The 26,612-nt window shown below is 68.9% G+C and carries 27 protein-coding genes and 1 tRNA gene; 17 read left to right on the top strand and 11 right to left on the bottom strand.

Annotation, left to right across the window (positions count from 1 at the left end; all coding sequences use genetic code 11):
- Positions 1–20: 20 nt before the first annotated feature.
- Positions 21–1,490, bottom strand: a complete 1,470-nt coding sequence (locus ACGFX9_RS05985) for a tetratricopeptide repeat protein (RefSeq protein ID WP_393465156.1) — start codon at positions 1,488–1,490, stop codon at positions 21–23.
- A gap of 97 nt (positions 1,491–1,587) precedes the next feature.
- Here ACGFX9_RS05985 and ACGFX9_RS05980 point away from each other — a divergent pair, with 97 nt between their 5' ends.
- On the top strand, positions 1,588–2,985 hold the full coding sequence (locus tag ACGFX9_RS05980; protein ID WP_393465154.1) for an FAD-binding oxidoreductase: 1,398 nt from the start codon (positions 1,588–1,590) through the stop codon (positions 2,983–2,985).
- A 49-nt stretch (positions 2,986–3,034) separates the two neighbouring features.
- Here the strand turns inward: ACGFX9_RS05980 and ACGFX9_RS05975 are convergent, their stop codons facing one another.
- A complete protein-coding gene (locus ACGFX9_RS05975) occupies positions 3,035–3,508 on the bottom strand; it encodes an SsgA family sporulation/cell division regulator (RefSeq protein WP_393465151.1) in 474 nt (157 codons plus the stop codon).
- Between the two features lie 222 nt (positions 3,509–3,730).
- On the opposite strand from ACGFX9_RS05975, the gene ACGFX9_RS05970 reads away from it, so the two are divergent.
- A complete protein-coding gene (locus ACGFX9_RS05970; RefSeq protein WP_393465148.1) occupies positions 3,731–5,224 on the top strand; it encodes an RDD family protein in 1,494 nt (497 codons plus the stop codon).
- Positions 5,225–5,797: 573 nt separating this feature from the next.
- Positions 5,798–6,484: an RDD family protein gene (locus ACGFX9_RS05965; RefSeq protein ID WP_393465146.1), complete on the top strand. Its 687-nt coding sequence runs from the start codon at positions 5,798–5,800 to the stop codon at positions 6,482–6,484.
- 60 nt (positions 6,485–6,544) lie between these two features.
- On the opposite strand, the gene ACGFX9_RS05960 is transcribed toward ACGFX9_RS05965, so the two are convergent.
- Positions 6,545–6,838: a hypothetical protein gene (locus ACGFX9_RS05960; RefSeq protein ID WP_393465685.1), complete on the bottom strand. Its 294-nt coding sequence runs from the start codon at positions 6,836–6,838 to the stop codon at positions 6,545–6,547.
- A 473-nt stretch (positions 6,839–7,311) separates the two neighbouring features.
- Between ACGFX9_RS05960 and ACGFX9_RS05955 the strand changes: the two genes are divergently transcribed.
- Positions 7,312–9,726, top strand: a complete 2,415-nt coding sequence (locus tag ACGFX9_RS05955; RefSeq protein WP_393465143.1) for an immune inhibitor A domain-containing protein — start codon at positions 7,312–7,314, stop codon at positions 9,724–9,726.
- Between the two features lie 158 nt (positions 9,727–9,884).
- On the top strand, positions 9,885–10,211 hold the full coding sequence (locus tag ACGFX9_RS05950) for a hypothetical protein (protein WP_393465140.1): 327 nt from the start codon (positions 9,885–9,887) through the stop codon (positions 10,209–10,211).
- Positions 10,212–10,247: 36 nt separating this feature from the next.
- Here the strand turns inward: ACGFX9_RS05950 and ACGFX9_RS05945 are convergent, their stop codons facing one another.
- Positions 10,248–10,832 carry a nicotinamidase gene (locus tag ACGFX9_RS05945; RefSeq protein WP_393465138.1) on the bottom strand — a complete coding sequence of 195 codons (585 nt, stop codon included), beginning with the start codon at positions 10,830–10,832 and terminating at the stop codon, positions 10,248–10,250.
- A 165-nt stretch (positions 10,833–10,997) separates the two neighbouring features.
- Complete coding sequence (locus ACGFX9_RS05940) at positions 10,998–12,326, bottom strand: nicotinate phosphoribosyltransferase (protein WP_393465135.1); 1,329 nt, start codon at positions 12,324–12,326, stop codon at positions 10,998–11,000.
- An 80-nt stretch (positions 12,327–12,406) separates the two neighbouring features.
- Here ACGFX9_RS05940 and clpS point away from each other — a divergent pair, with 80 nt between their 5' ends.
- The 7 genes from clpS to ACGFX9_RS05905 all read left to right on the top strand — a co-directional run bounded on the left by clpS (position 12,407) and on the right by ACGFX9_RS05905 (position 17,256).
- On the top strand, positions 12,407–12,721 hold the full coding sequence (gene clpS / locus ACGFX9_RS05935; RefSeq protein WP_393465133.1) for an ATP-dependent Clp protease adapter ClpS: 315 nt from the start codon (positions 12,407–12,409) through the stop codon (positions 12,719–12,721).
- A gap of 11 nt (positions 12,722–12,732) precedes the next feature.
- Positions 12,733–13,329, top strand: coding sequence for a DUF2017 domain-containing protein (locus ACGFX9_RS05930; RefSeq protein WP_393465130.1), 597 nt, complete (start codon positions 12,733–12,735; stop codon positions 13,327–13,329).
- A gap of 360 nt (positions 13,330–13,689) precedes the next feature.
- Positions 13,690–15,165 carry an amino acid permease gene (locus ACGFX9_RS05925; protein WP_393465127.1) on the top strand — a complete coding sequence of 492 codons (1,476 nt, stop codon included), beginning with the start codon at positions 13,690–13,692 and terminating at the stop codon, positions 15,163–15,165.
- Positions 15,166–15,248: 83 nt separating this feature from the next.
- On the top strand, positions 15,249–15,671 hold the full coding sequence (locus ACGFX9_RS05920; RefSeq protein ID WP_393465124.1) for a Mov34/MPN/PAD-1 family protein: 423 nt from the start codon (positions 15,249–15,251) through the stop codon (positions 15,669–15,671).
- 129 nt (positions 15,672–15,800) lie between these two features.
- Positions 15,801–15,902, top strand: a complete 102-nt coding sequence (locus ACGFX9_RS05915; RefSeq protein WP_393465121.1) for a putative leader peptide — start codon at positions 15,801–15,803, stop codon at positions 15,900–15,902.
- A 115-nt stretch (positions 15,903–16,017) separates the two neighbouring features.
- Positions 16,018–16,296, top strand: a complete 279-nt coding sequence (locus tag ACGFX9_RS05910) for a MoaD/ThiS family protein (protein ID WP_393465119.1) — start codon at positions 16,018–16,020, stop codon at positions 16,294–16,296.
- Between the two features lie 6 nt (positions 16,297–16,302).
- Positions 16,303–17,256 carry a PLP-dependent cysteine synthase family protein gene (locus ACGFX9_RS05905; RefSeq protein ID WP_393465117.1) on the top strand — a complete coding sequence of 318 codons (954 nt, stop codon included), beginning with the start codon at positions 16,303–16,305 and terminating at the stop codon, positions 17,254–17,256.
- A 65-nt stretch (positions 17,257–17,321) separates the two neighbouring features.
- Here the strand turns inward: ACGFX9_RS05905 and ACGFX9_RS05900 are convergent, their stop codons facing one another.
- The gene (locus ACGFX9_RS05900; protein ID WP_393465114.1) at positions 17,322–17,783 is read right to left on the bottom strand and encodes a type II toxin-antitoxin system PemK/MazF family toxin; all 462 of its coding nucleotides are present in this window, start codon (positions 17,781–17,783) and stop codon (positions 17,322–17,324) included.
- A gap of 223 nt (positions 17,784–18,006) precedes the next feature.
- Here ACGFX9_RS05900 and ACGFX9_RS05895 point away from each other — a divergent pair, with 223 nt between their 5' ends.
- Positions 18,007–18,759: an MBL fold metallo-hydrolase gene (locus ACGFX9_RS05895; RefSeq protein WP_393465112.1), complete on the top strand. Its 753-nt coding sequence runs from the start codon at positions 18,007–18,009 to the stop codon at positions 18,757–18,759.
- Positions 18,760–18,857: 98 nt separating this feature from the next.
- Here ACGFX9_RS05895 and ACGFX9_RS05890 read toward each other — a convergent pair whose 3' ends face one another.
- Both ACGFX9_RS05890 and ACGFX9_RS05885 read right to left on the bottom strand, forming a co-directional pair.
- Positions 18,858–20,069 (bottom strand): PTS transporter subunit EIIC, encoded by a 1,212-nt coding sequence (locus ACGFX9_RS05890; protein ID WP_393465682.1) that lies wholly within the window; start codon positions 20,067–20,069, stop codon positions 18,858–18,860.
- A 332-nt stretch (positions 20,070–20,401) separates the two neighbouring features.
- Entirely contained in the window at positions 20,402–21,715 is a 1,314-nt protein-coding gene (locus tag ACGFX9_RS05885) for a PTS transporter subunit EIIC (protein WP_393465109.1), read from the bottom strand.
- Positions 21,716–21,938: 223 nt separating this feature from the next.
- Here ACGFX9_RS05885 and ACGFX9_RS05880 point away from each other — a divergent pair, with 223 nt between their 5' ends.
- The 4 genes from ACGFX9_RS05880 to rdgB all read left to right on the top strand — a co-directional run bounded on the left by ACGFX9_RS05880 (position 21,939) and on the right by rdgB (position 24,170).
- On the top strand, positions 21,939–22,172 hold the full coding sequence (locus ACGFX9_RS05880; RefSeq protein WP_393465106.1) for a glucose PTS transporter subunit EIIB: 234 nt from the start codon (positions 21,939–21,941) through the stop codon (positions 22,170–22,172).
- A gap of 99 nt (positions 22,173–22,271) precedes the next feature.
- Positions 22,272–23,012 carry a ribonuclease PH gene (gene rph / locus ACGFX9_RS05875; protein WP_393465103.1) on the top strand — a complete coding sequence of 247 codons (741 nt, stop codon included), beginning with the start codon at positions 22,272–22,274 and terminating at the stop codon, positions 23,010–23,012.
- 129 nt (positions 23,013–23,141) lie between these two features.
- A complete protein-coding gene (locus ACGFX9_RS05870; RefSeq protein ID WP_393465101.1) occupies positions 23,142–23,537 on the top strand; it encodes a hypothetical protein in 396 nt (131 codons plus the stop codon).
- Between the two features lie 27 nt (positions 23,538–23,564).
- A complete protein-coding gene (gene rdgB / locus ACGFX9_RS05865; protein ID WP_393465098.1) occupies positions 23,565–24,170 on the top strand; it encodes an RdgB/HAM1 family non-canonical purine NTP pyrophosphatase in 606 nt (201 codons plus the stop codon).
- Positions 24,171–24,239: 69 nt separating this feature from the next.
- Here rdgB and ACGFX9_RS05860 read toward each other — a convergent pair.
- The 3 genes from ACGFX9_RS05860 to bcp all read right to left on the bottom strand — a co-directional run bounded on the left by ACGFX9_RS05860 (position 24,240) and on the right by bcp (position 26,501).
- Positions 24,240–24,325: transfer RNA gene (locus ACGFX9_RS05860), tRNA-Leu, on the bottom strand.
- Positions 24,326–24,399: 74 nt separating this feature from the next.
- Positions 24,400–25,896, bottom strand: a complete 1,497-nt coding sequence (proP, locus tag ACGFX9_RS05855) for a glycine betaine/L-proline transporter ProP (protein WP_393465095.1) — start codon at positions 25,894–25,896, stop codon at positions 24,400–24,402.
- 137 nt (positions 25,897–26,033) lie between these two features.
- On the bottom strand, positions 26,034–26,501 hold the full coding sequence (gene bcp / locus ACGFX9_RS05850; protein WP_393465092.1) for a thioredoxin-dependent thiol peroxidase: 468 nt from the start codon (positions 26,499–26,501) through the stop codon (positions 26,034–26,036).
- Between the last annotated feature and the right edge of the window lie 111 nt (positions 26,502–26,612).

Below are 26,612 nucleotides of genomic sequence, written 5' to 3'. Positions count from 1 at the left end.
TGCCCGCCGGGTGCCCGTCCTTACCGTCGCTGTCGCTTCCGGCTCTGGCGGGTCGGGGTTTCGCCGGATGGGGACTCGGCGTACATCTGGGCCGGGCCTCCCTCCGGGGGGTCGCCCAGGGACTTCATGGCCTTGCGCGCCGCCGGTGCCAGCAGGGGGGAGAAGTACGGGTTGATGCGGAGCGCCTCACCGATGTGCCGGCGTGCGGCCCCGTACCTGCCGAGCTTCCGTTCGATCTCACCCCGGTGGTACGCGAACACCGCACTCCGCGGCCCCTTGTCCATCGCCCGTCTCGCGTACTTCAGGCCCTCCTTCCCCTTCCCGGAACGGTGCAGCGCCCACCCCAGCGTGTCCGCCACCTCCGGGCTCGGGTGGCGCTTGAACTCCGCCCGCAGGCGGTCCACCGCCTCCTCCGGGTCCCCGTGGTCCGCCTCGTACAGGCCCAGGATCCGTTCGTCGTTGACGCCGTTGACCCCCTCCTGTTTCACCCTGGCCCGCAGCACGTCGTACTGAGCCTGCGCGGCGGGAGCCAGCCGCAGCGACGCGTACAACTCGCCGAGCGCCAGCGCGTACTCCGGCGCCGGCTGCCTCACCATCGCGCTCTGATAGGCACGCAACGACTCCGACGTACGGCCGAGGGCGGCCAGCGCGCGGCCCTTTCCCGCGAGCGAGGGGTGGTGGTCAGGGTCCGCGTCCAGCGCCGCCTCGTAGTAGCGAAGGGCCTCCGCCGGCTCGCCCCGCTCCCACGAAAGCTCCCCCACCCGGTGCAGACAGGCCGCCTTCTCCGCGGGCCGCTCCGCGAGCGCCGCCGAGTCCATCAGCGCCGCCGCCGCGTTCTCGCGCCAGCCGCGGTCCCGGTAGACCTGCCCGGACCGCGCCATCACGGACGCGCCCGAGCGCAGGTCCTGGAGGGTCTCCAGGGCCTTCGTCACGCCCTTCTCGTTGCCCAGACCGCTGTACGCGTCGATCAGGGCGGGATACGTCGACCACCGCTTCGGCGACAGGCCGACCGCCTGCTCCGCCCACTTCCGCGCCCCGCGGAAGTCGTGCCGTGCGTTCGCGAGCACCGCCATGCCCGTCAGCGCCTCCACGTTCCCCCGCGGATGCGTCTTCAGGGACGTACGCAGCGCCCGCTCGGCCCTGGGGTAGTACGCGGAGTCCGCGGTCCGCATTCCCCGCTCGACGTAGGCGGCCCCGAGCACCGCCCACGACTGGTCGTCACCGGGATGCTTTTGCACGTGCGCCTCCCGCTCACCGATCAGCACGGAGAGGTCCGGCAACGACGCGGGCGCCCCGGCGCCCGCCGCCGCCATCGCCCGCCCGGCAGGACCGAGCGCGGGCGGCGCCGCGTCGCCGTCCGTGTCGGGCAGCAGCAACACCGCCACGCCGCCGAGCACCACGCACCCGGCGACGGAGGCGATCAGCGCGCGCCGCACGGCGGGGGCCTTCTTCGCCACGGGCACGGGCACGGACGCGGTCTCGGTATCCATGGGATTACTGTGCGTCAATACGACGAGCACATCCCGGCACGCGGATGGGCGTCGCACACGGGTTCACACCGATGGCCCCGGGTGCGAGGCTGTGATCATGAGCCGCACACTCATCGAACTCCTCCGCGAGGGCAGCGAGGGCAGCGAAGGCAGCGACGGCCTCCCCGCCGACGCCATCCTCACGGACCCCGACATCACGTCCTCGTACGCGAACGACATGGCCAGCTTCTGCGACGCGGGCACTCCGGCCGTCGTCGTCCTGCCGCGCACCGTCGAACAGGTCCAGCACGTCATGCGCACGGCGACCGAGCTACGGATCCCCGTGGTGCCCCAGGGCGCCCGCACGGGCCTCTCCGGCGGCGCGAACGCCAGCGAGGGCTGCATCGTGCTGTCCCTGGTCAAGATGGACCGCATCCTGGAGATCAACCCCGTCGACCGGATCGCGGTCGTCGAGCCGGGCGTCGTCAACGCCACGCTCTCCCGCGCCGTGAACGAACAGGGGCTCTACTACCCGCCGGACCCGTCGAGTTGGGAGACCTGCACGATCGGCGGCAACATCGGCACCGCGTCGGGCGGCCTGTGCTGTGTGAAGTACGGCGTGACGGCGGAGTACGTGCTCGGCCTCGACGTCGTCCTCGCCGACGGACGGCTCATGAGCACCGGCAGGCGCACGGCCAAGGGCGTCGCGGGCTACGACCTCACGCGCCTCTTCGTCGGCTCCGAGGGCAGCCTCGGCATCGTCGTCCGCGCGATCCTCGCCCTGAAGCCGCAGCCTCCCCAACAGCTCGTCCTGGCAGCCGAGTTCGGCTCGGCCAAGGACGCCTGCGACGCCGTATGCAAGATCATGGAAGGGGGGCACGTCCCCTCACTCCTTGAACTGATGGACCGTACGACCATCAAGGCCGTCAACGCCCTCGCCCACATGGGACTCCCGGAGACCACCGAAGCGCTGCTCCTCGCCGCCTTCGACACCCCGGACCCCGCCGCCGACCTCGCCGCCGTCGGCGCGCTCTGCGAGGCCGCGGGCGCCACCCAGGTGGTCCCTGCCGAGGACGCGGCGGAGTCCGAACTGCTGCTCCAGGCACGGCGGTTGTCGCTCACCGCGCTCGAAGCCGTCAAGGGCACGACGATGATCGACGACGTGTGCGTGCCGCGCTCGAAGCTCGCCGACATGCTCGACGGCGTCGACCGCATCGCCGATAAGTACGGCCTCACGATCGGGGTCTGCGCGCACGCGGGCGACGGCAACACGCACCCCACCGTCTGCTTCGACGCGGCGGACCCCGACGAGGGCCGACGCGCCCACGAGTCCTTCGACGAGATCATGGCCCTCGGCCTGGAACTCGGCGGCACGATCACCGGCGAGCACGGCGTGGGCGTCCTGAAGAAGGAGTGGCTGGCACGCGAGATCGGCCCGGTGGGAGTGGAGATGCAGCGCGCCGTCAAGGCGGCGTTCGACCCGCTCTCCCTCCTCAATCCGGGCAAGCTGTTCTGACGCCGGTAGTCTCCGTACGGCTCCGCGTTCGCCCCCGTGGCGGCGGAGTTCACTCACCGTCCTTGGACTCGTCCGAAGGCCACGGGTCGCGCAGCCAGAGGTCGTCGGCCGGAGTCGGTGTCAGCAGCTCGGCCAGGCCGTCGTCGATGCCGAGCTGCTCCGCCTCAGAGCCCGGAGGTACCACCCGCAGGGTCCGTTCCAGCCAGGCCGATACGGCGGGCGCGGGCGCCTCCAGGAGGGCGTCGCCGTCGGGTGAAGTCAGCGCCATCAGGACGACACTGCGCCCCTCGACCTTGGTCGGCCAGACCCGTACGTCGCCGTGCCCGCAGGGCCTGAACACCCCCTCGACGAGGAGCTCACGGGCGAACGTCCAGTTCACCGGGTGCTCGGAGCCGATGTGGAAGGCGATGTGTACGGCGTAGGGGTCGTCGGTGCGATAGGAGAGGCGGGCCGGGACGGGGATGGCGCGTTCCGGCGACAGGACGAGTTTGAGCTCGAGCTCGCGTTCCACCACGGTGTGCATGTCGGTACGGTTCCTTCCTTGTTCCGGGGTCCTGGAGCGGACCCGTGCAAGGAGAGAGCGCGGTGCGGGCGGAGCGTTACGCGGGTTCCGGAGACTTTTTCCGTACGTGGTTGAACTGTGCCCGGATAGTGGTCTGTAGGGCGGGAGCCGCACAGGCACAGGCGGAGGTCTGATAGATGTGGAGCCCTCAAAAGACCCCCGAGCAGATACGGGACGACGGACATGAGCGCCCCAACTCCGGCCCCAGGCGACGACAGGCCCCGCGAAGGCTACTACCCCGATCCGTCCATTCCCGGATATGTCCGGTACTGGAACGGCTCGGCCTGGGTGCCCGGTACGAGCCGTCCGGCTCCGACCGACGGCGAATCGCTGCCGGTGCCCCCCGGAGCGGGGTCCGCGCCCGCGCCCGCGCCCGCTCCTGGTCCCGCGGCGGCACCGCCGGTGGAGGAGACCGGGCCGGTCTTCTTCGACGAGGAGCCGATGCCGCAGCCCGATGCCGCATCGGATGCCGACGCCGCGCAGCACGGGGCCAGGCCCGAGCCCGCCTCCGCGTGGCAGGCGGACGCGGCTCGGCAGACGGGGCTCGGCGGCGAGCAGGAGCGCCGGGTCTCGTGGGGCGGCTCCGGCGCTCCCGAGCAGCGGAGTGCGCCGGGCGTGCGCGATCCGCGGGACCCCCGGATGCCGAGCGGGCCGAGTGAGCCGGCCGCCGCGGACGTCCCGGCCTCGCCTTCCCCGGAGACGGGCGGCCCCGGCACGGTGCAGATCCGCGCGATCAAGCCGGGCGCGTCACGCGCGGCGGGCGCGGCAGCCGCACCGACCGGATCCGGTACGCCGCCCGAGCCGCAGCCCCCGACCGACGGCACGGTGACGTTCCGCAGGCCTTCGGGGCCGGTGAGCCCCACCGCCGCGTCGCCCGCCACCGAGGGCACCATGGCGATCCGGGCGCTCCGCCCGAAGCCGTCCGGCGCCGCGGCACAGAGCCCGGCGCCCCCGCAGACCTCCGTACCTCCCCAGGCGGCCGCCCCTGCCCCCTCGCCCGCGCCGGCTCAGCCAACCGTCCCGCAGCAGGGCGGCGTTGCCTCGCCGGTGACGTCGGGGCCCGGTGGCGGTTCGCCCTCGTGGGCACAGCAGGTCCACCAGCTCGCCGAGGGTGACGGTGGCCAACAGCAGCCGGTCGTGCCGTGGAAGCCGGTGGCCAGCGACCCGTTCCTCGCGATGGCGCAGAGCCAGGCGGCGGGGCGGCCCGCGGGGCTCGGCAGGCGGTTCGCCGCGCGGTTCATCGACTCGGTGATCCTCGCGGTCGTGACCGGAGCCGTGGCGCTGCCGCTGGGCACGAAGGCCGCCGATCACGTCGACAGCAAGATCGACGCGGCGAAGATGTCCGGCGAGAAGGTCACCGTGTGGCTGCTGGACGGCACGACGGCGGGCTACCTGGGGATGGTCCTGGGTGTGCTGCTGCTCTTCGGCGTTCTCTACGAGGTGCTTCCCACGGCCAAGTGGGGTCGCACGCTGGGGAAGAAGGTGCTGGGGCTTCAGGTACGCGACATGGGCGAGCATGAGGCGCCGTCGTTCGGGGCGGCGTTGAAGCGGTGGCTGGTCTATGTGGTGCCGGGTGTGTTGCTGATCGGGGTCGTGGGCGTGCTGTGGGGTCTGTTCGACCGGCCATGGCGCCAGTGCTGGCATGACAAGGCGGCGCGCACGTTCGTCGCGGGCTAGCCGGAGCGGCCTGCCTCCGCGCCTTGCCCTGTCCCGCCACTCCGCAGCGGCGGCACCGCAGGATCTCTCCCGCCCACCCACCCGAGCACCGTTGGGGGCAGCTACAGCCTGCCCCTGGTATGTCCCGCCTCCCGCATCAGCCGCACCCCAGGACCTCTCCCGCCCACCCGCCCGAGCACCCGGCATCGGTCAGGCGCCGTTGGGGGCAGTTACAGCCTGCCCCTGGTATGTCCCGCTTCCCGCGTCAGCCGCACCGCAGGACCTCTCCCGCCCACCCGCCCGATTACCCCGCATCGGCCGGGAACTGTAGGCGCGGCGACTGCCCGCGGGTGCTCCTGCCCGATGACCCGCATCGGCCAGGAACCCGCGGGACCAGGGGTGCCCCTGTACCGCGGGGTGATCGGGTGGGTGGGTGGGAAACATCCGGCGCGGAGCGCCGGGCCAAACGGCCCCCACCGGCCCGCAGCCGGGCCACGCCCGTTGTGAGGGTCCCCCCGCGGAAAGCGGAACCGGCTTAACCCGGACAGCCGCTCGCCGGATGCGAACCCCACCCCCACGCGGTCGACTCACCCCATGAGTACCGAACCGCCGCAATACCCGCCGCCCCCCGACGACAACGACCCCTTCAAGAAACAGCAGCCCCCGCCGGGCAGCGGCGGCACCGGCTCCCCCTACGACCCGCCCCCGCCGGGCAGCGGCGGCACCGGCTCCCCGTACGGCACGCCCCCGCCACCCCCTCCGTACGGCGGTGGAGGAGGCGGAGGAGACCCCTACGGAGGCGGGGGATTCGGGGGGCAGGACCCCCTCGCCGGGATGCCGCCCCTGGCGGAGAGCGGGAAACGCGTCCTCGCCCGCATCCTCGACATGATCATCGTCGGCGTCATCGTCTGGCTGCTCTCCTGGGCCTTCGGCACGAGCGAGCTCGACGTCGACCCGGACAAGGTCGAGTACGGCAAGAGCTTCGGGCAGTCCCTGCTCGCCGCCGTGCTCTACATCGCGTACGACAGCTTCATGATCTCAAGGACGGGTCAGACCCTCGGCAAGAAGTGGCTGGGGCTGCGGGTCGCCAACCTCAACGACGGGGCGACCCCCACCCTGCAGACCGCGCTCGTCCGCGCGGCCGTCCTCTGGCTGCCGTTCGCGTTCTGCTGCGCCTGTATCTGGACGGCGATCTGCGGCGGCTGGAGCTTCTTCGACAAGCCCTACAAGCAGGGCCTGCACGACAAGGCGGCCAAGACCGTGGTGGTCAGCACCGGCTGACGGCGAAGGACGGCAGCCGCGGCGGCGGCGACAGCGGCGTAACCAGCGGGCTCGTGAACCTCACGGGCCCGCTGGTTCGCGTACCGAATCGGCGAGTACGGGAGTGGCGGCGCGCTGGTGCGGGACGCGCCCCGCATCGGCGCGGGCGGCGGGGGCGACGCGTGCGGCGGGCGAGGCCGCGGGTTTCGGCTGGGGCACCGTCATCGCCACCAGTAAGCCGAGGCCGAGCGCGGCGGCCGTTATCACCGCGACCCCGGGCCCCGAGCTCGTCTGGGACAGCAGCAGCATGGCGAGCGTCGAGAAGACCACGGTCAGGGAGCCGTAGGCGAGCTGGGCGGGGGTGGGACGAGGCAGCGGCATGGGACGAGGCATGGCGTATTCCGTCCTCGGGACAGCGGATGCGGGGGTGGTCGTACCCAATGTGAAGCTGTAGTACGAATCAAAGGGCGCCCGGCTGCGGCGACTTGAGAAGTATCGCCTCGCGCTGCAGCGCACCGTCGATTGACTCTATTCCGCTGCATGCCCGACGGGAACGGGCGGTAAGCGTGACCTAACCCACGGTGCCGCAGCACAGGGGGCGCACGGGTTCATGACGTCCACTAAGTGGACGGTGCGGCGCGCCTGTTGACCATGCCCGCGGGCGGGCGCGCGTGTCCGGATAGCGGACCTCCGCGTCTGCATAGTGCACTTGGCCTGTTCAAGTCAAGGTCTGTCTTTTCTCCCGTATCTCCGGTCGAATGTCGTCACTTGTGACGCGTATCGCGCGCGGACCTCCTCCGACCGGGTCTTCGGTCCGCCCGCGCGGACGCCGGGGAGGACAGCATCAAGTGACAGTCAAAAGACGGACGTTCAGAGCCACCGCGGCTGCCGTGGCGATGGCCGCGGCAGCCGCCACGTTCTCGGCAGCCACCGCATCGGCCGAGGACAGCGGGCCCACCGGAGCTCCCGCCATCGACCGGCAGGACCCCAGCCGGGCCAAGGCGCAGGTCGACCACGACCTCGACGGGCCCTTCAGCAAGCAGCAGGCCCAGCAGCGCAAGGCGGCCCTGCAGCAGGTCATCGAGGGCGACGCCAAGATCCAGAAGCGCGGCGGCTCGCAGGTCGTGAAGCTCGACGACAAGAAGTACGTCGAGCTGGGCCGCGAGAAGACCGACAAGATCTTCACGATCCTGGTCGAGTTCGGGGACAAGGTGGACGACACCACCATGTACGACCCCGACGGCCCGGAAGGGCCCGAGGCGCCGGTCAAGAAGTACGGCGGCAAGGCAGGCCCTGCGCACAACACGATAGCCAAGCCGGACCGTGCGAAGGACAACAGCACGGCCTGGCAGAAGGACTACAACCAGAAGCATTTCCAGGACCTCTACTTCGGTGAGGGCAAGGACGCCAAGGGCAAGGCCAAGCACTCCCTGAAGACCTACTACGAGAAGACCTCGTCCGGCCGTTACTCGGTCGACGGCGAGGTCTCCGACTGGGTCAAGGTCGACTACAACGAGGCGCGGTACGGCTCCAACTACTGCGGCGACACCAACTGCCCCAACGTCTGGGACGCGGTGAAGGACGGCGTCACCGCCTGGACCAAGGACCAGCAGGCCCAGGGCAGGACCGACGCCCAGATCAAGGCCGACCTCGCCAAGTACGACCTCTGGGACCGCTACGACTTCGACGGCGACGGCGACTTCAACGAGCCGGACGGCTACATCGACCACTTCCAGCTCGTGCACGCGGGCGAGGACGAGTCGGCCGGCGGCGGCGCCGAGGGCACCAACGCCCTGTGGGCGCACCGCTGGTACGCGTACGGCAACGACGCGGGCAACACGGGCCCCGGCGAGAACAAGGCCGGCGGCACGCAGATCGGCGACTCGGGCATCTGGGTCGGCGACTACACGATGCAGCCGGAGAACGGCGGCCTCGGCGTCTTCGCCCACGAGTACGGCCACGACCTGGGCCTGCCCGACCTGTACGACACCTCGGGCAAGGGCGAGAACTCGGTCGGCTTCTGGTCGCTGATGTCGGCGGGCTCCTGGCTCGGCACCGGCAAGGACGCCATCGGTGACCTGCCGGGCGACATGACCGCCTGGGACAAGTTCCAGCTGGGCTGGCTCGACTACGCCAAGGCCAAGGCGGCGACGACCTCGGAGCACAAGCTGGGGGTCTCGGAGTACAACACCCGGCACCGTCAGGCGCTCGTCGTCGACCTGCCGAAGAAGGCCGTCACCACCACGGTCACCAAGCCCACCGAGGGCTCCAAGCAGTGGTGGAGCGACCAGGGCGACGACCTCAAGAACACCCTGACGCGCTCGGTCGACCTGACCGGCAAGTCCAAGGCCGCGCTCACGCTCGACGGCTGGTGGGACATCGAGGCCAACTACGACTACCTCTACACCGAGGTCTCCACGGACGGCGGCGCCAACTGGACGCCCGTGGACGGCACCGCGGACGGCAAGCCCATCCCGCGCGACGCCGGTGACAAGCCCGCGTTGACCGGTGCGTCGGGCGCGTACAAGAAGCTCGCGTTCCCGCTCGACGCGTACGCGGGCAAGAAGATCGACCTCCGCTTCCGCTACTCGACGGACGGCGGTGCGGGCGGCAAGGGCTTCACGGCCGACGCGCTCGCGGTCACCGCGGACGGTGCCAAGGTCTTCGAGGACGGCGCCGAGGGCGGCGACAACGGCTGGACGGCGAAGGGCTTCTCGCGCATCGGCGAGTCCTTCACCAAGAACTACGACCAGTACTACCTCGCCGAGAACCGTCAGTACGTGTCGTACGACAAGACCCTTGAGGTCGGCCCGTACAACTTCGGCTTCTCCCAGTCCCGTCCGGACTGGGTGGAGCACTACGCGTACCAGACCGGCCTGATGGTCTGGCAGTGGGACACCTCGCAGAAGGACAACAACACCAGCGCGCACCCCGGCAAGGGCCTGATCCTGCCGGTGGACGCGCACGCCACGCCGCTGAAGTGGAAGGACGGCACGATCCTGCGCAACAAGATCCAGCCGTTCGACGCACCGTTCAGCAAGTTCGCGACCGACGCCTTCACGCTCCACAACGCGGACGTCGCGCTGAAGATCAAGTCCCAGAAGGGTGTCCCGGTCTTCGACGACCACAAGGGCACCTACTGGTACGAGACGAACCCCACGGGAAGTGTCAAGGTCGCTGACACCAACACTCAGATCAAGATCGTCAAGCAGCCCAAGGATGGCTCGACGATCACGGTCCAGGTGGGTCCGTCGGTGAAGTAATTCGCGTTTTCGCAGGTCAAGCCATGATCGGCCGTTGCCCCCTAGCGGGCGGCGGCCGATCGTGTTTAGGTGCGTCCAGTGGATTTCTTATTGACACGGGGCCCGGCCCGTTTCGGGTCGAGGGCCTCGTACGACGTCTCACGGGGGTGTGACCAACCATGTCCGCAGGAGGTTTCTGCAAGCTGCCGAACGGCACTGTGGTGGTGGCGATGACGCTGCCGAGCCCCACAGCCGGCGGCGGCGACGTCCGCATGATCGTCCACGCGGTGAACCGCGCCAGGGCGCTGACACGCCTGCGGAACCTCGGCCTGCGGGCGGTGTATCTGCGGGGCAACGCGGAGCCTCCGACGCCGGACGAGGTCACGGCGGTGCTGCACCACCCGGACGGCCTCATATGGCGCACGGCGCCGGACCGCGCGGCGGAGCTGTGGCACCCGATCAGAGCCCTGAAGCGTCAGGGGAGCTTCCTCGCGTCCAGTGTCTGAGGGGGTCCCAGGGCCGCTCTGAGTCCTACCGCAGGCTCAGAGGACCGGCTTCCCGGTGAGTTCCACCCCGGCGGCCCGCAGCTCCTCGACGGCCCGCTCGGTCGTCTCCTTGGAGACACCCGCGGTCAGGTCGAGCAGGACCACCGCGCCGAAGCCTTCCCGCACCGCGTCGAGCGCGGTGGCGCGGACGCAGTGGTCCGTGGCGATGCCCACCACGTCCACCTCGGTGATCTTGCGCTCCCGCAGCCAGTCCGCCAGCATGACGCCGTTCTCGTCGGCCCCCTCGAAGCCGCTGTACGCGGCGGAGTAGGCCCCCTTGTCGAAGACGGCGTCGATGGCCCCGGAGGCGACCACGGGCGCGAAGTTCGGGTGGAACCCGATCCCCTCCGTCCCGGCCACGCAGTGCGGGGGCCAGGAGCGGGCGTAGTCGGGCCGGTCCGAGAAGTGGTCGCCCGGCTCGACGTGGTGATCGCGGGTGGCCACCACGTGGCGGTAGCCCGCCGGAGCCTGGCCGATCAGCTCGGTGATCGCGGCGGCCACGTCGGAGCCCCCCGCGACCGCGAGGCTGCCGCCCTCGCAGAAGTCGTTCTGCACATCGACGACGATCAGAGCGCGGCGCATCGGGTGTCCTTCGGCTCGGCAAGACTCGTAGGCGTACAGGCATGGGGGGACTCGGCCGGATGGACCGAGCGTAGAGACTTCAACCGAGTTGCGGGAGAGGGCGTTCGAACCCCGGCCCTCCGCTCCGGCGCATCAGCAGTCGTATTCGGCCGTATTCAGCCGTATTCAGATATATTCCGTCGGGATGACGGCCTCGCCCTTCGACAGCTGCGCGGCCGACAGCGGAAGCCGCGCCCGTGCCGCCGCGTGCCGGTCGCGCACGGCGTCCAGCGGCTCGCGCGCCACCACCTCGCCGCCCTTGACCAGCTCGACGAGGAGCTGGTGGTCGGCGAGCTCCACCGGCACCGGGCCCGTGCCGATCACCTCGGCCTCGGCGACGCCGTGCTCGTCGGGGCGCCGCGCGGCCCACTTGCGGCCACCGACGGACGATTTGGCGCCCAGCGACTTCTTGGCCACCGGGTGCAGCGCGGCCTTGGGGTCCGCCGAATGGGCGCGGGCCACCAGCTTGTAGACCATCGAGCAGGTGGGGTGCCCGGAGCCGGTGACGAGCTGCGTGCCCACGCCGTACGCGTCGACGGGAGCCGCCGCCAGCGAGGCGATGGCGTACTCGTCGAGGTCGGAGGTGACGACGATCTTCGTCTTGGTGGCACCGAGCTCGTCCAGCTGCTGACGCACCCGGTGCGCGACCAGGAGCAGGTCCCCGGAATCGATGCGCACGGCGCCGAGCTCGGGCCCCGCCACCTCGACGGCCGTACGGACGGCTTCGGTCACGTCGTATGTGTCGACGAGCAGCGTCGTGCCGGGGCCGAGGGAGTCGACCTGGGCCTGGAACGCGTCGCGCTCGTTGTCGTGCAGCAGGGTGAAGGCGTGGGCGCTGGTGCCGACGGTCGGGATGTCGTAGCGGAAGCCCGCCGCCAGGTCGGAGGTGGTGGTGAAGCCGCCCACGTACGCGGCGCGCGAGGCGGCGACGGCCGCCAGCTCGTGCGTACGCCGTGCGCCCATCTCGATCAGCGGGCGCTCACCGGCGGCCGAGGCCATCCGGGAGGCGGCGGCCGCGATCGCCGAGTCGTGGTTGAGGATGGAGAGGATCACCGTCTCCAGGAGCACGCACTCGGCGAAGGAGCCCTCGACGCGCAGGATCGGCGAGCCGGGGAAGTAGGCCTCGCCCTCCGGATAGCCCCAGATGTCGCCGCTGAAGCGGTACGAGGAGAGCCACTCCAGAGTCGCCTCGTCGACCACGCGGCGCTCGCGCAGGAATCCGATGACGTCGGCGTCGAAGCGGAAGTTCTCGACGGCGTCCAGGACCCGGCCCGTTCCGGCCACCACTCCGTAGCGGCGGCCCTCGGGCAGTCTGCGCGTGAAGACCTCGAAGACGGAGCGCCGGTCGGCGGTGCCGGCCTTCAGCGCGGCCTGCAGCATCGTGAGCTCGTAGTGATCCGTGAAGAGCGCTGTCGACGGAACATCCACCGGCAGCCCAAGGTCCGCTGTGTTCATGTGAAGGATGCTACCCCGCATCTCGTCACTCTGACGATTTCCTGGGTCCATTTGTGCGAGGCCGCCCTTCAGGTGGCAGCATGGGGCGAGTGAGTACGGCTCCCTCAGAGATCACCCGCCCGGAATCGGCCGAAGAGACCTTCGCCGTCCCGGAGCCGGACGTCCCATGGATCACGCTCGTCCACAACGACCCGGTCAACTTGATGAGTTACGTGACCTATGTGTTCCAGTCCTACTTCGGATACTCCAAGGAAAAGGCCACGAAGCTGATGAAGGACGTGCACCACAAGGGCCGGGCCGTGGTCTCCACCGGGTCGCGCGAGGAGATGGAGCGCGACGTACAGGCCATGCACGGGTACGGCCTTTGGGCCACCCTCCAGCAGGACCGGAAGTAGCGACGCATCTGATGCCAGGACAATTCGAAGCGATTCCCGGGGGCGGCGCGGCCGTCGCGCTCGACGAGGTCGAGATCTCGATCATCCGTTCCCTCGCCGTGCAGCTCCTGGAGCTGATCGGTCCGGGTCCGGCCGAGGACGCGTCCGACGACCCGCTCGCGGAGCTGTTCGCGGAGGGCCCGAGCGAGCCGCCCACCGACCCGGTCCTCCAGCGACTGCTGCCGGACGCCTACGGCGGCCCCGGCAGCGAGAAGGCCGATGGGGACGAACTTCGGGCGTACTCCTCGGAGTTCAGACGTTTCACCGAGAACGACCTGCGGGCCAAGAAGCGCGACGACGCCGTGGTGGTGATCCGCTGCCTGGACGCCATGACGTCGAAGGACGAGGGCGGCGCCGTCCTGAAGCTGTCCGCCGACGAGTCGCGGCACTGGCTCGGCGCGCTCAACGACCTTCGCCTGGCGATCGGCGCCCGCCTCGAAGTGACCGACGAGGACGACACGGACCTGCTCTACCGGCTGCCGGACTCCGATCCGCGCAAGCCGATGGTGATGGCCTACCTCTGGCTCGGCGGGCTCCAGGAGACATTGGTCGGCACGCTCATCGCGTAGACGTGACGCACCTGACGCGTCTGACGTACGAAGTCGATGTACGGGGCACTTGTTACCGTACGTTCGCTCAGCGGACGCTCAAATCCGGATAACGATCGTGTCACTTCATTGCCCGCATTTGATGCGGCGAGGGACTTTTGTCCGCTTCTTCTCGTGGTGTGGGCCACACGTGGCTGATTCGCGCACTGTTGCGGCCGTGATAAATCTTCACGACCACTCGGTGACGCCACCCATGTCACCGATGGCGCTCGGGCCGGCAGACCGCCGGCAGCACTCCATCCATATCCGGGGGGATCAGGACCTGATCCGCGGCCATCACGCAGACTGCGGGCGCGGATCAGCATGGAGAAAGGCGTCACCATGACCTCAGTGCAGGTCGAAGAGCATCACGACGGCAATGAGGCCGGTCAGGCCAACTCGTCCGGCGCGTCCGGCGAGGGATATCAGCGCGGGCTCGGAGCCCGGCAGATCCAGATGATCGCGATCGGCGGTGCCATCGGCACCGGCCTGTTCCTCGGCGCGGGCAAGGCCATCCACAAGGCCGGTCCCAGCCTCATCCTGGCGTACGCCATCGCGGGCCTCGTCATCTTCTTCATCATGCGGGCCCTGGGCGAACTGCTCATGTACCGCGCCGTGTCGGGCTCCTTCTCGGAGTACGCGCGTGAATTCATCGGCCCCTTCTTCGGGTACGTGACCGGCTGGACGTACTGGCTCTTCTGGGTCGTCACCGGCATCACGGAAGTCACGGCCGCCGCCCAGTACATGCAGTTCTGGACGCACGACTCCATTCCACAATGGGCGTACGCACTGATCTTCACGGTCGTCCTGTACGGCGCCAACCTGATCTCCGTGAAGCTCTTCGGCGAGCTCGAGTTCTGGTTCTCGATGGTCAAGGTCACCGCGATCATCGGCATGATCCTCATCTGCGCCGGCATCCTCACCATCGGCTTCTCCGACGCCGGTGACACCGCCTCCGTGACCCACCTCTGGGACCAGGGCGGCTTCTTCCCGAACGGCATCGGCTCCACGCTGATGACGCTGCAGATCGTGATGTTCGCCTTCCTCGCCGTCGAGCTGGTCGGCGTGACCGCGGGCGAGTCCAAGGACCCGAAGACCGTCCTGCCCAAGGCGATCAACACCGTGCCGTGGCGCATCGCCGTCTTCTACGTCGGCGCGCTCATCATGATCCTCTCGGTCGTGCCGTGGACGCAGTTCGTGCCGGGCGTCTCGCCGTTCGTCGCCGCCTTCGACAAGATGGGCCTCGGCGTCGGCGCAGCGATCGTCAACTTCGTCGTCCTGACGGCCGCGCTCTCCTCCTGCAACTCCGGCATGTACTCCACCGGCCGCATGCTGCGCGACCTGGCGCTGAACGGCCAGGGCCCCAAGTTCTTCACCAAGCTGACGAAGAACGGCCTGCCCCTGGTCGGCACCACCTTCTCCGCGGCCCTGATGCTGGTCGGCGTCTGGATCAACTACCAGTGGCCGGGCGAGGCGTTCAACTACGTCGTCTCCTTCGCCACCATCTCCGGCATGTGGGCCTGGATCATGATCCTGGTCTGCCAGATCAAGTACCGCCGCAAGGCCGACCGCGGCGAGCTGCCGCAGTCCACCTTCCGGGCGCCGGGAGCCCCGTACACGAGCTGGTTCGCGCTCGCCTTCATCGCGATGGTCATCGTGATGATGGGCATCGACAAGGACGCGCGGATCTCCCTCTACGCGGCCCCCGTCTGGGCGCTGATCCTGGGCGTCGGCTACCTCGTCATGCAGCGCCGGGCCCCGCAGTCCGGCGTTGGCAAGGGCGGCGACAAGGCCGAGCCGCAGGACGCGGCGAAGTAGTGCCGTAACACTCCGTCCCAGCATGTGGGCCGGCCCGTACCGCTCCTCGGTACGGGCCGGCCCTTCTGCTTATCCTGGCTCCCATGCTGACCCTGACCCAGGCCCTCCACGACCAGATCGTCGCGCACGCGCGCCAGGACCACCCCGACGAGGCCTGCGGCGTGGTCGCGGGGCCCGCGGGCACCGGCCGCCCCGAGCGGTTCATCCCGATGCTGAACGCGGCCCGCTCACCCACGTTCTACGAGTTCGACTCGGCCGACCTCCTCAAGCTCTACCGCGACATGGACGACCGCGACGAGGACCCGGTGATCGTCTACCACTCGCACACGGCGACCGAGGCCTACCCCTCGCGGACGGACATCACGTACGCGAACGAGCCGGGCGCGCACTACGTCCTGGTATCCACGGCCGACACCGACGACGCGGGCGAGTTCCAGTTCCGCTCCTACCGGATCGTGGACGGCGAGGTCACCGAGGAAGAGGTGCGGGTCGTCCCGGCGTACTGAGCGGCGTACTGGGCCCGGAGGGCGGCGCGCATCCCCGGCATAAGGGCCTCATCCACGTACTGGACGCGAATCATCCACCATGTGAGATCACATTCCAGTACCCGGACCGGGAATCGATACGATGACCGCATGGTTCCCCTCGACGTGAGCGACAAGATGCCGGGCATGCTGCTCGTTGCGCGTCTGCACGTCGATTTGTGCAGGCTTTCCAGCGCGATCTGTTCGCGCTGACCGCCGCCGCCGTACGGCCGTGAGCCGCGGCGCCACCCCCGCGTACATCCACGCACCCGCACCACCGGGCCGCCGCGCGCCCACCCACGTGACTTTTCCCGAAGGAGCCCAAGCCATGGCCATCGAGGTCCGCATCCCGACCATCCTCCGCACCTACACCGACGGCGAGAAGGCCGTCCAGGGCAGTGGAGACACTCTCGCCGAGCTCTTCACCGACCTCGACTCACGGCACACGGGCATCGCCGAGCGCATCGTGGACGGCGACAAGCTGCGCCGCTTCGTGAACGTGTACCTGAACGACGAGGACGTCCGCTTCCTGGACGGCATCTCCACCAAGCTCACGGACGGCGACAACGTCACGATCCTCCCGGCCGTGGCCGGCGGCATGGTCTGATCGCGGATGCCTCGCTACGACTCCCCGCTGGCGGCCGTGGGCAACACGCCCCTCGTCCGCCTGCCGCGCCTGTCCCCTTCCGATGACGTCCGCATCTGGGCGAAGCTGGAGGACCGCAACCCGACCGGTTCCATCAAGGACCGCCCGGCGCTGCACATGGTCGAACAGGCGGAGAAGGACGGGCGGTTGACGCCCGGCTGCACGATCCTGGAGCCCACGTCCGGTAACACGGGCATCTCGCTGGCCATGGCGGCCAAGCTCAAGGGCTACCGCATCGTGTGCGTCATGCCGGAGAACACCTCGCAGGAGCGGCGTGACCTCCTCGCCATGTGGGGCGCGGAGATCATCTCGTCCCCGGCGGCCGGCGGCTCCAACACGGCGGTACGCGTCGCCAAGGAGATCGCCGCCGAGCACCCGGACTGGGTCATGCTCTACCAGTACGGGAACCCGGACAACGCCGGGGCGCACTACGCGACGACAGGCCCGGAGATCTTCGCCGACCTGCCGTCCATCACCCACTTCGTGGCCGGACTCGGCACCACCGGGACGCTGATGGGCGTAGGCCGTTTCCTGCGCGAGCAGAAGCCCGACATCAAGATCGTCGCTGCGGAGCCCCGCTACGACGACCTCGTGTACGGCCTGCGCAACCTCGACGAGGGCTTCGTCCCCGAGCTGTACGACGCCTCGGTCCTGACGACCCGCTTCTCGGTCGGCTCGGCGGACGCGGTGACCCGCACACGTGAGCTCCTCCAGCAGGAGGGCATCTTCGCCGGCGTCTCCACCGGGGCCGCGCTGCACGCGGCCATCGGCGTGGGCAAGAAGGCGGTGGCGGCGGGGGAGTCCGCCGACATCGTCTTCGTGGTGGCCGACGGAGGCTGGAAGTACCTGTCGACCGGCGTCTACACGGCGACGACGACCGAGGCGGCGATCGAGACGCTGCAGGGCCAGCTCTGGGCTTAGGTACAGACGCGGGTCCAACGCCGGACGGGCTGGATATCTCCAGCCCGTCCGGCGTTTCTGCTGCCCTACCCCGCCAAGTACCTCACCTGATCCCACAGCGCCGGATCCACCGCCCCGGCCCTGCGACGGAACTCCCGCACCGGTACGTCCCTGAGCTCATCGGTCTCCAGGAAGCTGGGCCGGCCCCGCGCGTCGCCCACGGAGCCGGGCGGCAGCGGAATCACCCCGGGACGCTCGCCGTGGTGCTTGCTGGTGATCTTCGCGACGACAGCGCTCTCGCCCCGCACGGACAGCACCAGACAGGGCCGGTCCTTCTCGCCGCGACGGTCCTCGTAGGGCACCCTCGCCCACCAGATCTCCGCCGCTTTCGGCGTCGGCAGCCGGCGCCGCGGTCCGCGCGGCCGGGCCGGCGGCCGGGTGGTCCGCCCACGGGGGCCGCGGTTGCCGCGCCCCCAGCCGTCCACCAACGCGGCGACCACGGCGAGCACCACCACAGCGGCCAGCGCGAGCCACCATGACGTATCCATACCGCAGACGGTACCGGCGCACGCCCTGCCCCGCGCGCCCCCCGAACCGGTGACAGCGCAGGTGAGTTCTCCCACAACGGCCCACGACGGAGGAGCGACCGGCCCTTTTGCGCCTTACGCTCGACGGATCGCAGCACTCCACGAAGAGCCTCTCGCAGGCCTTTCGCGGGCCCCCGCACGGCCCCCGCACAACCCCCGTTCCGCCTCCGGAGGTCACCGCTCCATGAAGCTCACCGTCGTCGGCTGCTCGGGGTCGTTTCCGTCCGCGGACTCGGCCTGCTCGAGCTACCTCATCGAGGCCGACGGCTTCCGGCTGCTTCTCGACATGGGCAACGGCGCCCTGGGCGAGCTGCAGCGCCACGTCGGTCTCTACGACCTGGACGCGATCTTCCTCAGCCATCTGCACGCCGACCACTGCATCGATATGTGCGCTTATTTCGTGGCACGCTACTACCGGCACGAGGGTGGTCGCTGCGCCCCCATCCCGGTCTACGGCCCCGAGGGCACGGAACAGCGCCTCACCACCGCGTACGCCGACACGCCTTCGGCGTCCTCGATGAGCGAGGTATTCGACTTCCACACGGTCAAGCCGGCCTCGTTCGACATCGGCCCGTTCTCGGTGCGTACGGAGAAGGTGTGCCACCCCGTCGAGGCGTACGGCATCCGTGTCGAGCACGGCGGCAAGTCCCTCACGTACTCGGGAGACACCGGTGTGTGCGAGGCGCTCGACGAACTCGCCGCCGACACCGACCTGTTCCTCTGCGAAGCGGCCTTCACGCACGGCAAGGAGAACATCCCGGACCTGCACCTGAACGGCCGCGAGGCAGGCGAGTCGGCCCGCCGCGCGAACGCCGGGCGCCTTGTCCTCACCCACATCCCGCCGTGGACGGACCCCCAGGTGAACCTGGCGGACGCGCGCTCGGCGTACGAAGGACCCGCCGAGGTCGCGGCGCCGGGCAGGACGTACGAGATCTAGCGGGCATCGGCGGCCACGACGAACGACAAAGCCCCTCACCGTTGGCAGCAACGGCGAGGGGCTTACGTCATTCAGCGCGCGGAGGAGCGCGGCGGAGGTTACTTCGCCTCGGCCTTGAGGATCTCGGCGAGCTCCTCGTCGGACTCGCGGCCCGGCGTCGGGAGGTTCCACTTGGTGATCGCGAAGCGGAAGATCACGTAGTAGACCACCGCGAAGCAGAGGCCGACCAGGGCCAGGCCCCATGGGTTGTGCGCGATGCCGAGGTTGAGGAAGAAGTCGACCGCTCCCGCCGAGAAGCCGAAGCCGTCCTTCATGCCGAGCGACCAGGTCAGCGCCATGGAGACACCGGTGAGCACCGCGTGGATCGCGTACAGGACCGGCGCGATGAACATGAAGGTGAACTCGATGGGCTCGGTCACACCGGTGACGAACGCGGTGGCCGCGAGGGAGAACATCATGCCGCCGACGACCTTGCGGCGCTCGGGACGGGCACAGTGGACGATCGCGAGGCAGGCCGCGGGGAGCGCGAACATCATGATCGGGAAGAAGCCGGTCATGAACTGTCCTGCGGTGGGGTCCCCGGCGAGGAAGCGGTTGATGTCGCCGCTCTTGCCCTCGTACGAACCGGCCTGGAACCACGGGAAGGAGTTCAGCAGGTGGTGCATGCCGACCGGGATCAGCGCGCGGTTGGCGACACCGAAGATGCCCGCGCCCACGGCGCCGGAACCGACGAGCCACTCACCGAAGTTGTGCAGACCCGTGCCGAGGATCGGCCAGATGTAGCCGAAGACGATGCCGAGGATCAGGCCCGCGAAGGCCGAGAGGATCGGGACCAGACGGCGGCCGCCGAAGAAGCCGGCCCAGTCGGGCAGCTTGGTCCGGTAGAACTTCTGGTAGAGCAGGGCGACGACGATGCCCATCACGACACCGCCGAGGACCTTGGCGTCCACAGGGGCCTCGGTCATGACTATCTTGCCGTCGACGACCTTGGCTATCTTGTCGAGGTTCGGGTCGGTGAACGTGGCCAGGACGTTCTTGAAGACCAGGTAGCCGGTGACGGCCGCGAGAGCGGTCGAGCCGTCGGACTTCTTGGCGAAGCCGATCGCGATACCGACGGCGAACAGCAGCGCCATGTTGTCGAGGATGGCGTTGCCACCCGCGGCCATGAAGCCGGCGATCTTCGTGACGAAGGCCGGGAACGACGGGCGCCCGAGCATGTCGGGGTTGCCGAGGCGGACGAGCAGCGCTCCTGCGGGCAGCACCGCGACCGGCAGCATGAGGCTGCGGCCGATGCGCTGCATGACAGCCATCACGCCGGAGCCCTTTTTCTTGTCGGCCGCGGGGGCGGCACTGACCGTGGACACAACTTCCTCCAGTGGGCAAGGCGCCGCCTGGGACAGGGAAGTGGGTGACGGCGGCGTCTCCGGGGGCCGCGGCTCGACGGCCGCGTGGTCTACACCAATTAGTGGTGTAGACCTGTTGTAGCACGGTGAAGGTGACGTAAGGAACCCACGAGTTTTGTGGGGTCCGCCATAACGCGAAATTAACGCCGAAAAACCCCCGGACCTGAAGTCCGAGGGCCTTGCGGGTACGTCTTCCAAGTATGACCGATACAGGGCCCCGGCGTGCGCCCTGCCAGCGGCTACGCCTTCGTCTGCTCGGCGTCCTGCGCTTCCGCTTCCTCCTCGGGCTCGCGCCCCGGCGTATGGAGGTCGAACTTGCGGATGACGAAGCTGAACAGGGCGTAGTAGACGACCGCGAACACGAGCCCGATGGGAATGATCAGCCAGGGTTTCGTCGCCAGACTCCAGTTGATGACGTAGTCGATCAAGCCTGCCGAGAAGCTGAAGCCGTCCTTGACCCCCAGCGCCCACGTCACGGCCATCGAGACACCCGTCAGGACCGCGTGGATCGCGTACAGCAGAGGCGCGATGAAGAGGAACGAGTACTCGATCGGTTCGGTGATGCCCGTGACGAACGACGTCAGGCCGACCGAGAGCATCAGGCCCCCGACCACCTTCCGGCGCTCCGGGCGGGCTGCGTGCGTGATCGCAAGGGCCGCCGCGGGGAGCGCGAACATCATGATCGGGAAGAAGCCCGACGTGAACTGACCCGCCGTCGGATCGCCCGCGAGGAAGCGGTTGATGTCACCGTGCACGATCGTGCCGTCCGGCTTGGTGAAGTCGCCGAACTGGAACCAGACGAACGTGTTCAGGAACTGGTGCAGGCCGATCGTGAGCAGCGCACGGTTGGCCACACCGAAGATTCCGGAGCCCAACCACCCAAGGTCCACAAGCCACTTGGAGAAGCTGGTCAGCGCGTCACCGATCGGCGGCCAGATCCAGACGCAGATACCGGCGAAGACCAGACCGACGAAAGCCATGATGATCGGCACCAGGCGGCGGCCGTTGAAGAAGCCGAGCCAGTCGACCAGCTTCACGCGGTGGTAGCGCTGCCAGAACCAGGCGGAGAGCAGGCCCATCACGATGCCGCCGAAGACACCTGGGTTCTGGTACGGGGCTTGCGCGACCGTCCCGTCCTCCGCCACGCACACGCCGCCCCACATCCCCGCACCGCTGAATGTGGTGTCCGCGGGGCAGTTGTCGGGGAAGGCCCGCAGCACCGCGTAGTAGACGAGGAAGCCCGCGACCGCCGCGAGCGCCGTGGAGCCGTCGGACTTCTTGGCCATGCCGATCGCGACGCCGATGCAGAACAGCAGGGGCAGACCGAGCGTGGAGTCCAGGAGGGAACCGCCGGCCGCCGCGAAGACCTTGGCCACGTTGTCCCAGCCGAGGCCGTCGGCGCCGAAGACGTCCGGCTGGCCAAGGCGGTTGAGGATGCCGGCCGCGGGCAGGACGGCGATGGGAAGCTGGAGGCTGCGTCCCATCTTCTGGAGGCCTTGGAACAGACCGCTCCACCACTTCTTCTGCGGCACCGCCGCGGCGTCGGAACTCATGGGCGTCCCCTCCGGAACAGGCAGGTTTGGCGGTCGTCGTAAACTGGTGTAGACCAGTTGCGGAAACGGGTGCGGTGCCGTCCCCACAGGGGTGACACCTTGATCGTCATCATTGGGCACCAGTGCCGTAACCGCCCGCGAAGATGCTCCAACCGTGCGTTACCGTGACAAAGCGGGCCTACGGTGTGGTGAGGCCGCGTCCTTTAAGAACAGGGAGAACACCATGGCCAGCAAGGCTGAGAAGATCGTCGCCGGGCTCGGCGGCATCGAGAACATCGAAGAGGTCGAGGGCTGCATCACCCGCCTCCGCACCGAGGTCAAGGACGCGGCTCTGGTCGACGACGCCGCCCTCAAGGCCGCCGGCGCCCACGGCGTCGTCAAGATGGGCACCGCGATCCAGGTCGTCATCGGCACCGACGCGGACCCGATCGCCGCGGACATCGAAGACATGATGTGAGTTCCTGAACTCGCCGGGTACTCACCGAGGACCCACGGACGAGGGGCTCTCTCCCGACCGGGAAGGGCCCCTCACCCATGTCCCGATAGGCTCGACCCCATGTCCTCAACGCCCCGCATCGACGGCCGCACCCCCGAACAGCTCCGCCCCATCACCATCGAACGCGGCTGGAGCAAGCACGCCGAGGGCTCGGTCCTCATCTCCTTCGGCGACACCAAAGTCTTCTGCACCGCCTCCGTCACCGAAGGCGTACCGCGCTGGCGCAAGGGCAGCGGCGAAGGCTGGGTCACCGCTGAGTACTCGATGCTGCCGCGCTCCACCAACACCCGCGGCGACCGCGAATCCGTACGCGGCAAGATCGGCGGCCGCACCCACGAGATCTCCCGGCTCATCGGCCGCTCCCTGCGCGCCGTCATCGACTACAAGGCACTCGGCGAGAACACCATCGTCCTGGACTGCGACGTCCTCCAGGCCGACGGCGGCACCCGCACGGCAGCGATCACCGGCGCGTATGTTGCGTTGGCCGACGCCGTCGCCTGGGCCCAGGGCAAGAAGCTCATCAAGGCCGGCCGCAAGCCCCTCACCGACACCGTCTCCGCGGTCTCCGTCGGCATCGTCGGCGGCGTCCCGCTCCTCGACCTCCGCTACGAAGAGGACGTCAAGGCCGACACCGACATGAACGTCGTCTGCACCGGCGACGGCCGCTTCGTCGAGGTCCAGGGCACCGCCGAGGCCGAGCCGTTCGACCGCAAGGAACTGAACGCACTGCTCGACCTCGCGGTCGGCGGCTGCGAGGACCTGGCCAAGTTCCAGCGCGAGGCGCTCGAAGCGACCAAGTAGGCGGGGGCAGGCCGGCAGCCAACTCGGCAGCCGGACAAGCAACCATCGGGCCCCTCAAGGGCGTTCTAACGGATACGGGCGCGCGGGCAAAGCCGCGCGCCCGTACCAGCACTCGGGGAGGACCCACGCATGGCCGCGCGCCACCGCCGTATCGCCATCGCCATCACGTCAGTTCTGATCGCCGTACCGGCGGGCGTCGGACTTGTCGGCTGCGGCGCCGTCGAGAAGGCACTCGACTGCGTCCAGACCGCCGACGCCATAGCCGAGAGCGTCACCGACCTCCAGCAGGCCATAGAGAAGGCGGGCGACGACCCCACACAGGCGGACGAGGCGCTCGACGACATCGACAAGAACATCGACAAGATCGGCGACAAGACCGACAACGCCGATGTGACCAAGGCCGTCGACCACCTCGAAAAGACCGTCGACAACGTCCGCGAGTCCATCGACAAGGGCGACTCGACACCCGACCTCAGCCCGGTCGTCGACGCGGCGGGCGAGCTCACCAAGGTCTGTACGCCGTAACGCCCGCGGGCCCGGATACTGGTGGGCATGACCCGCCTCATCCTCGCCACCCGCAACGCAGGCAAGATCACCGAGCTCAGGGCGATCCTCGCCGACGCAGGCCTCACCCATGACCTCGTCGGCGCGGACGCCTACCCCGAGATCCCCGACGTCAAGGAAACCGGCGTCACCTTCGCCGAGAACGCCCTCCTCAAGGCCCACGCCCTGGCCCAGGCCACGGGCCTGCCCGCGGTAGCCGACGACTCCGGCCTCTGCGTCGACGTCCTCGGCGGAGCCCCCGGCATCTTCTCCGCCCGCTGGGCCGGCCGCCACGGCGACGACGCGGCCAACCTGAACCTGCTCCTGGCCCAGCTGGGCGACATCGCCGAAGACACCCACCGCACCGCCCACTTCGCCTGCGCGGCAGCGCTCGCCCTGCCGGACGGCACGGAGCGAGTGGTGGAGGGCCGGCTACGGGGAGTACTGCGGCACACCCCATCGGGCTCGGGCGGCTTCGGCTACGACCCGATCCTCCAGCCGGAGGGCGAGACACGGACGTGCGCGGAGCTGACTCCTGCGGAGAAGAACGCGATCAGCCACCGGGGGAAGGCGTTCCGGGGGCTGGTGCCGGTGGTTCGGGAGTTGTTGGGCTGAGGAGCGCCGTATGTCAGATACGAAGGCCCGGCTCGCGCACTGCGCGAGCCGGGCCTTCGTATCTAAGGCTGGTGCGGCCGATGGGATTCGAACCCACATGGGCTTGCGCCCAGAGGCACCTAAAACCTCCGCTTATACCATTCAGCAACGGCCGCCGGCTGGCAGCATCGTATCCGGCTGGCAGCCGCAGTGGAACGCGCACCGGCCTACGCCCCCACTCCGGAAAGCCTCAGAACCGCGGCGTAGGTGCCTGTGCCTCCACCAGTTCTGCTGCCTCCTCCTTCGTCTCCACCGACGGCGGCGAGCCGCTCAGCGGCTTCTGGGCCGTTTCCTTCATGCACGCCACCGCCACGATGCCCACCAGCGCCGCCGCCATCGAGTAGTACGCGGGGATCATGTCCGTGCCCGTGATGCTGATCAGGGACGTGATGACCAGGGGGGCCGTGCCGCCGAAGAGGGAGGCGGAGAGGTTGTAGCCGACGGAGAGGGAGCCGTAGCGGACCGAGGTGGGGAAGAGGGCCGGGAGCGTGGCCGACATCGTGCCGAGCAGGCAGACCAGGGAGAGGCCCAGGAGGAGCATGCCGCCGGAGACCGCGATCAGGCTGCCCTGCTTGATCAGGAGGAATGCCGGGATGGACAGGACCAGGAAGCCGACCATGCCCGTCATCAGGAGCGGCTTGCGGCCGAAGCGGTCGGAGAGCTTGCCGATCTGGCTGATGATCAGCATCAGGATCACCATGGTGCCGATCAGGATCAGCAGGCCGTGCGAGTCGTCGTAGCCGAGCTCGTCCGAGAGGTACGTCGGCATGTACGACAGGAGCATGTAGTCGGTGATGTTGTACGCGCCGACCAGGGCGATGCAGAGGATCAGCGTGGGCCAGTAGTTGGTGAAGATCTTCGCCAGGTCGCCCTTGGCCGTGGTCTCCACGGCGGACGCGCCCTCGGTGGCCGAGTGGAAGGTGGCGTCCTCCATCTTCTGGAACGCGGGCGTCTCGTCGAGCTTGAGTCGCAGGTAGAGGCCGACGAGGCCGAGCGGGCCCGCGACGAGGAACGGCAGGCGCCAGCCCCACGACTCCATGGCGTCCGAGCCGAGGGCGGTGTTGAGGATGAGGACGAGGCCCGCCGCGCCGACGTAGCCGGCGAGGGTACCGAGCTCCAGGAAGCTGCCGAAGTAGCCGCGGCGCTTGTCGGGGGCGTACTCGGCGATGAAGGTGGACGCGCCGCCGTACTCACCGCCCGTCGAGAAGCCCTGGACCAGGCGGAAGAAGATCAGCAGGACCGGGGCCCAGAAGCCGATCACGGAGTACGAGGGGATCAGGCCGATGGCCAGGGTGCCGATCGCCATCATGATCATCGTGAGGGCGAGGACCTTCTTGCGGCCGATCTTGTCGCCCATCGGGCCGAACACCATGCCGCCGATGGGGCGGACCAGGAAGGACACCGCGAAGGTCGCGAACGACGAGATCAGCTGGACCGTGTCGTTCCCGGAAGGGAAGAAGACATGGCCGATGGTGACAGCCAGGTAGCTGTAGATGCCGAAGTCGAACCATTCCATGGCGTTGCCGAGCGAGGCCGCTTTGACCGCCCGCTTGACCGCGGCGTCGTCCGTGACCGTGATGTCCGTACGGCGCAGCGGTGGGTTCGTGCGCCGTTTGACGGCCCGGAAGAGGGTGCGGTGGCGCTTGACCGCCTCGGTATCCGCCGCTGGCCCGTCGCTGGCCGCCATCACATTGGTCCTTCCGTTCCGTGAACAATCTTCCTGGCATCATTTGCTCGAAGATGGCCGACGCAAACGGAAGCCCCCTTGAAGGGGGCCTTCGTCACAGTTGCAGCTCTATCAGGTGCCCAGGTCAGGTGCCCAGGTCAGATGCCGAGGTCCTTGATGATCTTGGCTACGTGTCCGGTGGCCTTGACGTTGTAGAACGCGTGCTCCACCTTGCCCGCCTCGTCGACCACGACCGTCGAGCGGATGACGCCGGTGACCGTCTTGCCGTACAGCTTCTTCTCGCCGAAGGCGCCGTACGCCTCAAGGGTCTCCTTGGACGGGTCGCCGACCAGCGTGACCTTGAGGTTCTCCTGCTCGCGGAACTTCGCGAGCTTCTCCGGCTTGTCCGGGGACACGCCGATGACGTCGTAGCCCGCGGAGGCGAGCACGTCGAGGTTGTCCGTGAAGTCGCAGGCCTGCTTGGTGCAGCCGGGGGTAAGGGCGGCCGGGTAGAAGTAGACGATGACCTTGCGGCCCTTGTGGGCGGCGAGGGAGACGTCGTTGCCGTCCGCGTCCGGCAGGGTGAAGGCCGGGGCCGTGTCGCCGGGGGTGAGTCGCTCGCTCATCTTCGGTCTCCTCGCAAAGGATCTCGTGAAACATGTGGTGACGGAGTCGAGCGTAATAGGGGTGCCGTGGGGTGCGGTGCGCCTGGAGCTGACAGACTGTCGGCGGTACGG

Source organism: Streptomyces sp. NPDC048436 (genome assembly GCF_043200355.1).
GTDB lineage: Bacteria > Actinomycetota > Actinomycetes > Streptomycetales > Streptomycetaceae > Streptomyces.
Note: the sequence above shows the minus strand (reverse complement) of the source record. Positions and strands in the feature narration are given on the sequence as shown.

Bases quoted from the DNA above. Each gene is read 5' to 3' on its own strand.
- ACGFX9_RS05905 (WP_393465117.1), top strand. From the start codon at position 16,303: ATGCCTCGCTACGACTCCCCGCTGGCGGCCGTGGGCAACACGCCCCTC.
- ACGFX9_RS05930 (WP_393465130.1), top strand. From the start codon at position 12,733: ATGCCAGGACAATTCGAAGCGATTCCCGGGGGCGGCGCGGCCGTCGCG.
- proP (WP_393465095.1), bottom strand. From the start codon at position 25,896: ATGGCGGCCAGCGACGGGCCAGCGGCGGATACCGAGGCGGTCAAGCGC.
- ACGFX9_RS05985 (WP_393465156.1), bottom strand. From the start codon at position 1,490: ATGGATACCGAGACCGCGTCCGTGCCCGTGCCCGTGGCGAAGAAGGCC.
- ACGFX9_RS05900 (WP_393465114.1), bottom strand. From the start codon at position 17,783: ATGGATACGTCATGGTGGCTCGCGCTGGCCGCTGTGGTGGTGCTCGCC.
- ACGFX9_RS05890 (WP_393465682.1), bottom strand. From the start codon at position 20,069: ATGGCTGTCATGCAGCGCATCGGCCGCAGCCTCATGCTGCCGGTCGCG.
- ACGFX9_RS05975 (WP_393465151.1), bottom strand. From the start codon at position 3,508: ATGCACACCGTGGTGGAACGCGAGCTCGAGCTCAAACTCGTCCTGTCG.
- ACGFX9_RS05950 (WP_393465140.1), top strand. From the start codon at position 9,885: ATGTCCGCAGGAGGTTTCTGCAAGCTGCCGAACGGCACTGTGGTGGTG.
- clpS (WP_393465133.1), top strand. From the start codon at position 12,407: ATGGGGCGAGTGAGTACGGCTCCCTCAGAGATCACCCGCCCGGAATCG.
- ACGFX9_RS05870 (WP_393465101.1), top strand. From the start codon at position 23,142: ATGGCCGCGCGCCACCGCCGTATCGCCATCGCCATCACGTCAGTTCTG.
- ACGFX9_RS05940 (WP_393465135.1), bottom strand. From the start codon at position 12,326: ATGAACACAGCGGACCTTGGGCTGCCGGTGGATGTTCCGTCGACAGCG.
- ACGFX9_RS05945 (WP_393465138.1), bottom strand. From the start codon at position 10,832: ATGCGCCGCGCTCTGATCGTCGTCGATGTGCAGAACGACTTCTGCGAG.
- ACGFX9_RS05920 (WP_393465124.1), top strand. From the start codon at position 15,249: ATGCTGACCCTGACCCAGGCCCTCCACGACCAGATCGTCGCGCACGCG.
- ACGFX9_RS05915 (WP_393465121.1), top strand. From the start codon at position 15,801: ATGGTTCCCCTCGACGTGAGCGACAAGATGCCGGGCATGCTGCTCGTT.
- bcp (WP_393465092.1), bottom strand. From the start codon at position 26,501: ATGAGCGAGCGACTCACCCCCGGCGACACGGCCCCGGCCTTCACCCTG.
- rph (WP_393465103.1), top strand. From the start codon at position 22,272: ATGTCCTCAACGCCCCGCATCGACGGCCGCACCCCCGAACAGCTCCGC.
- ACGFX9_RS05925 (WP_393465127.1), top strand. From the start codon at position 13,690: ATGACCTCAGTGCAGGTCGAAGAGCATCACGACGGCAATGAGGCCGGT.
- ACGFX9_RS05965 (WP_393465146.1), top strand. From the start codon at position 5,798: ATGAGTACCGAACCGCCGCAATACCCGCCGCCCCCCGACGACAACGAC.
- ACGFX9_RS05895 (WP_393465112.1), top strand. From the start codon at position 18,007: ATGAAGCTCACCGTCGTCGGCTGCTCGGGGTCGTTTCCGTCCGCGGAC.
- ACGFX9_RS05970 (WP_393465148.1), top strand. From the start codon at position 3,731: ATGAGCGCCCCAACTCCGGCCCCAGGCGACGACAGGCCCCGCGAAGGC.
- ACGFX9_RS05910 (WP_393465119.1), top strand. From the start codon at position 16,018: ATGGCCATCGAGGTCCGCATCCCGACCATCCTCCGCACCTACACCGAC.
- rdgB (WP_393465098.1), top strand. From the start codon at position 23,565: ATGACCCGCCTCATCCTCGCCACCCGCAACGCAGGCAAGATCACCGAG.
- ACGFX9_RS05885 (WP_393465109.1), bottom strand. From the start codon at position 21,715: ATGAGTTCCGACGCCGCGGCGGTGCCGCAGAAGAAGTGGTGGAGCGGT.
- ACGFX9_RS05880 (WP_393465106.1), top strand. From the start codon at position 21,939: ATGGCCAGCAAGGCTGAGAAGATCGTCGCCGGGCTCGGCGGCATCGAG.
- ACGFX9_RS05980 (WP_393465154.1), top strand. From the start codon at position 1,588: ATGAGCCGCACACTCATCGAACTCCTCCGCGAGGGCAGCGAGGGCAGC.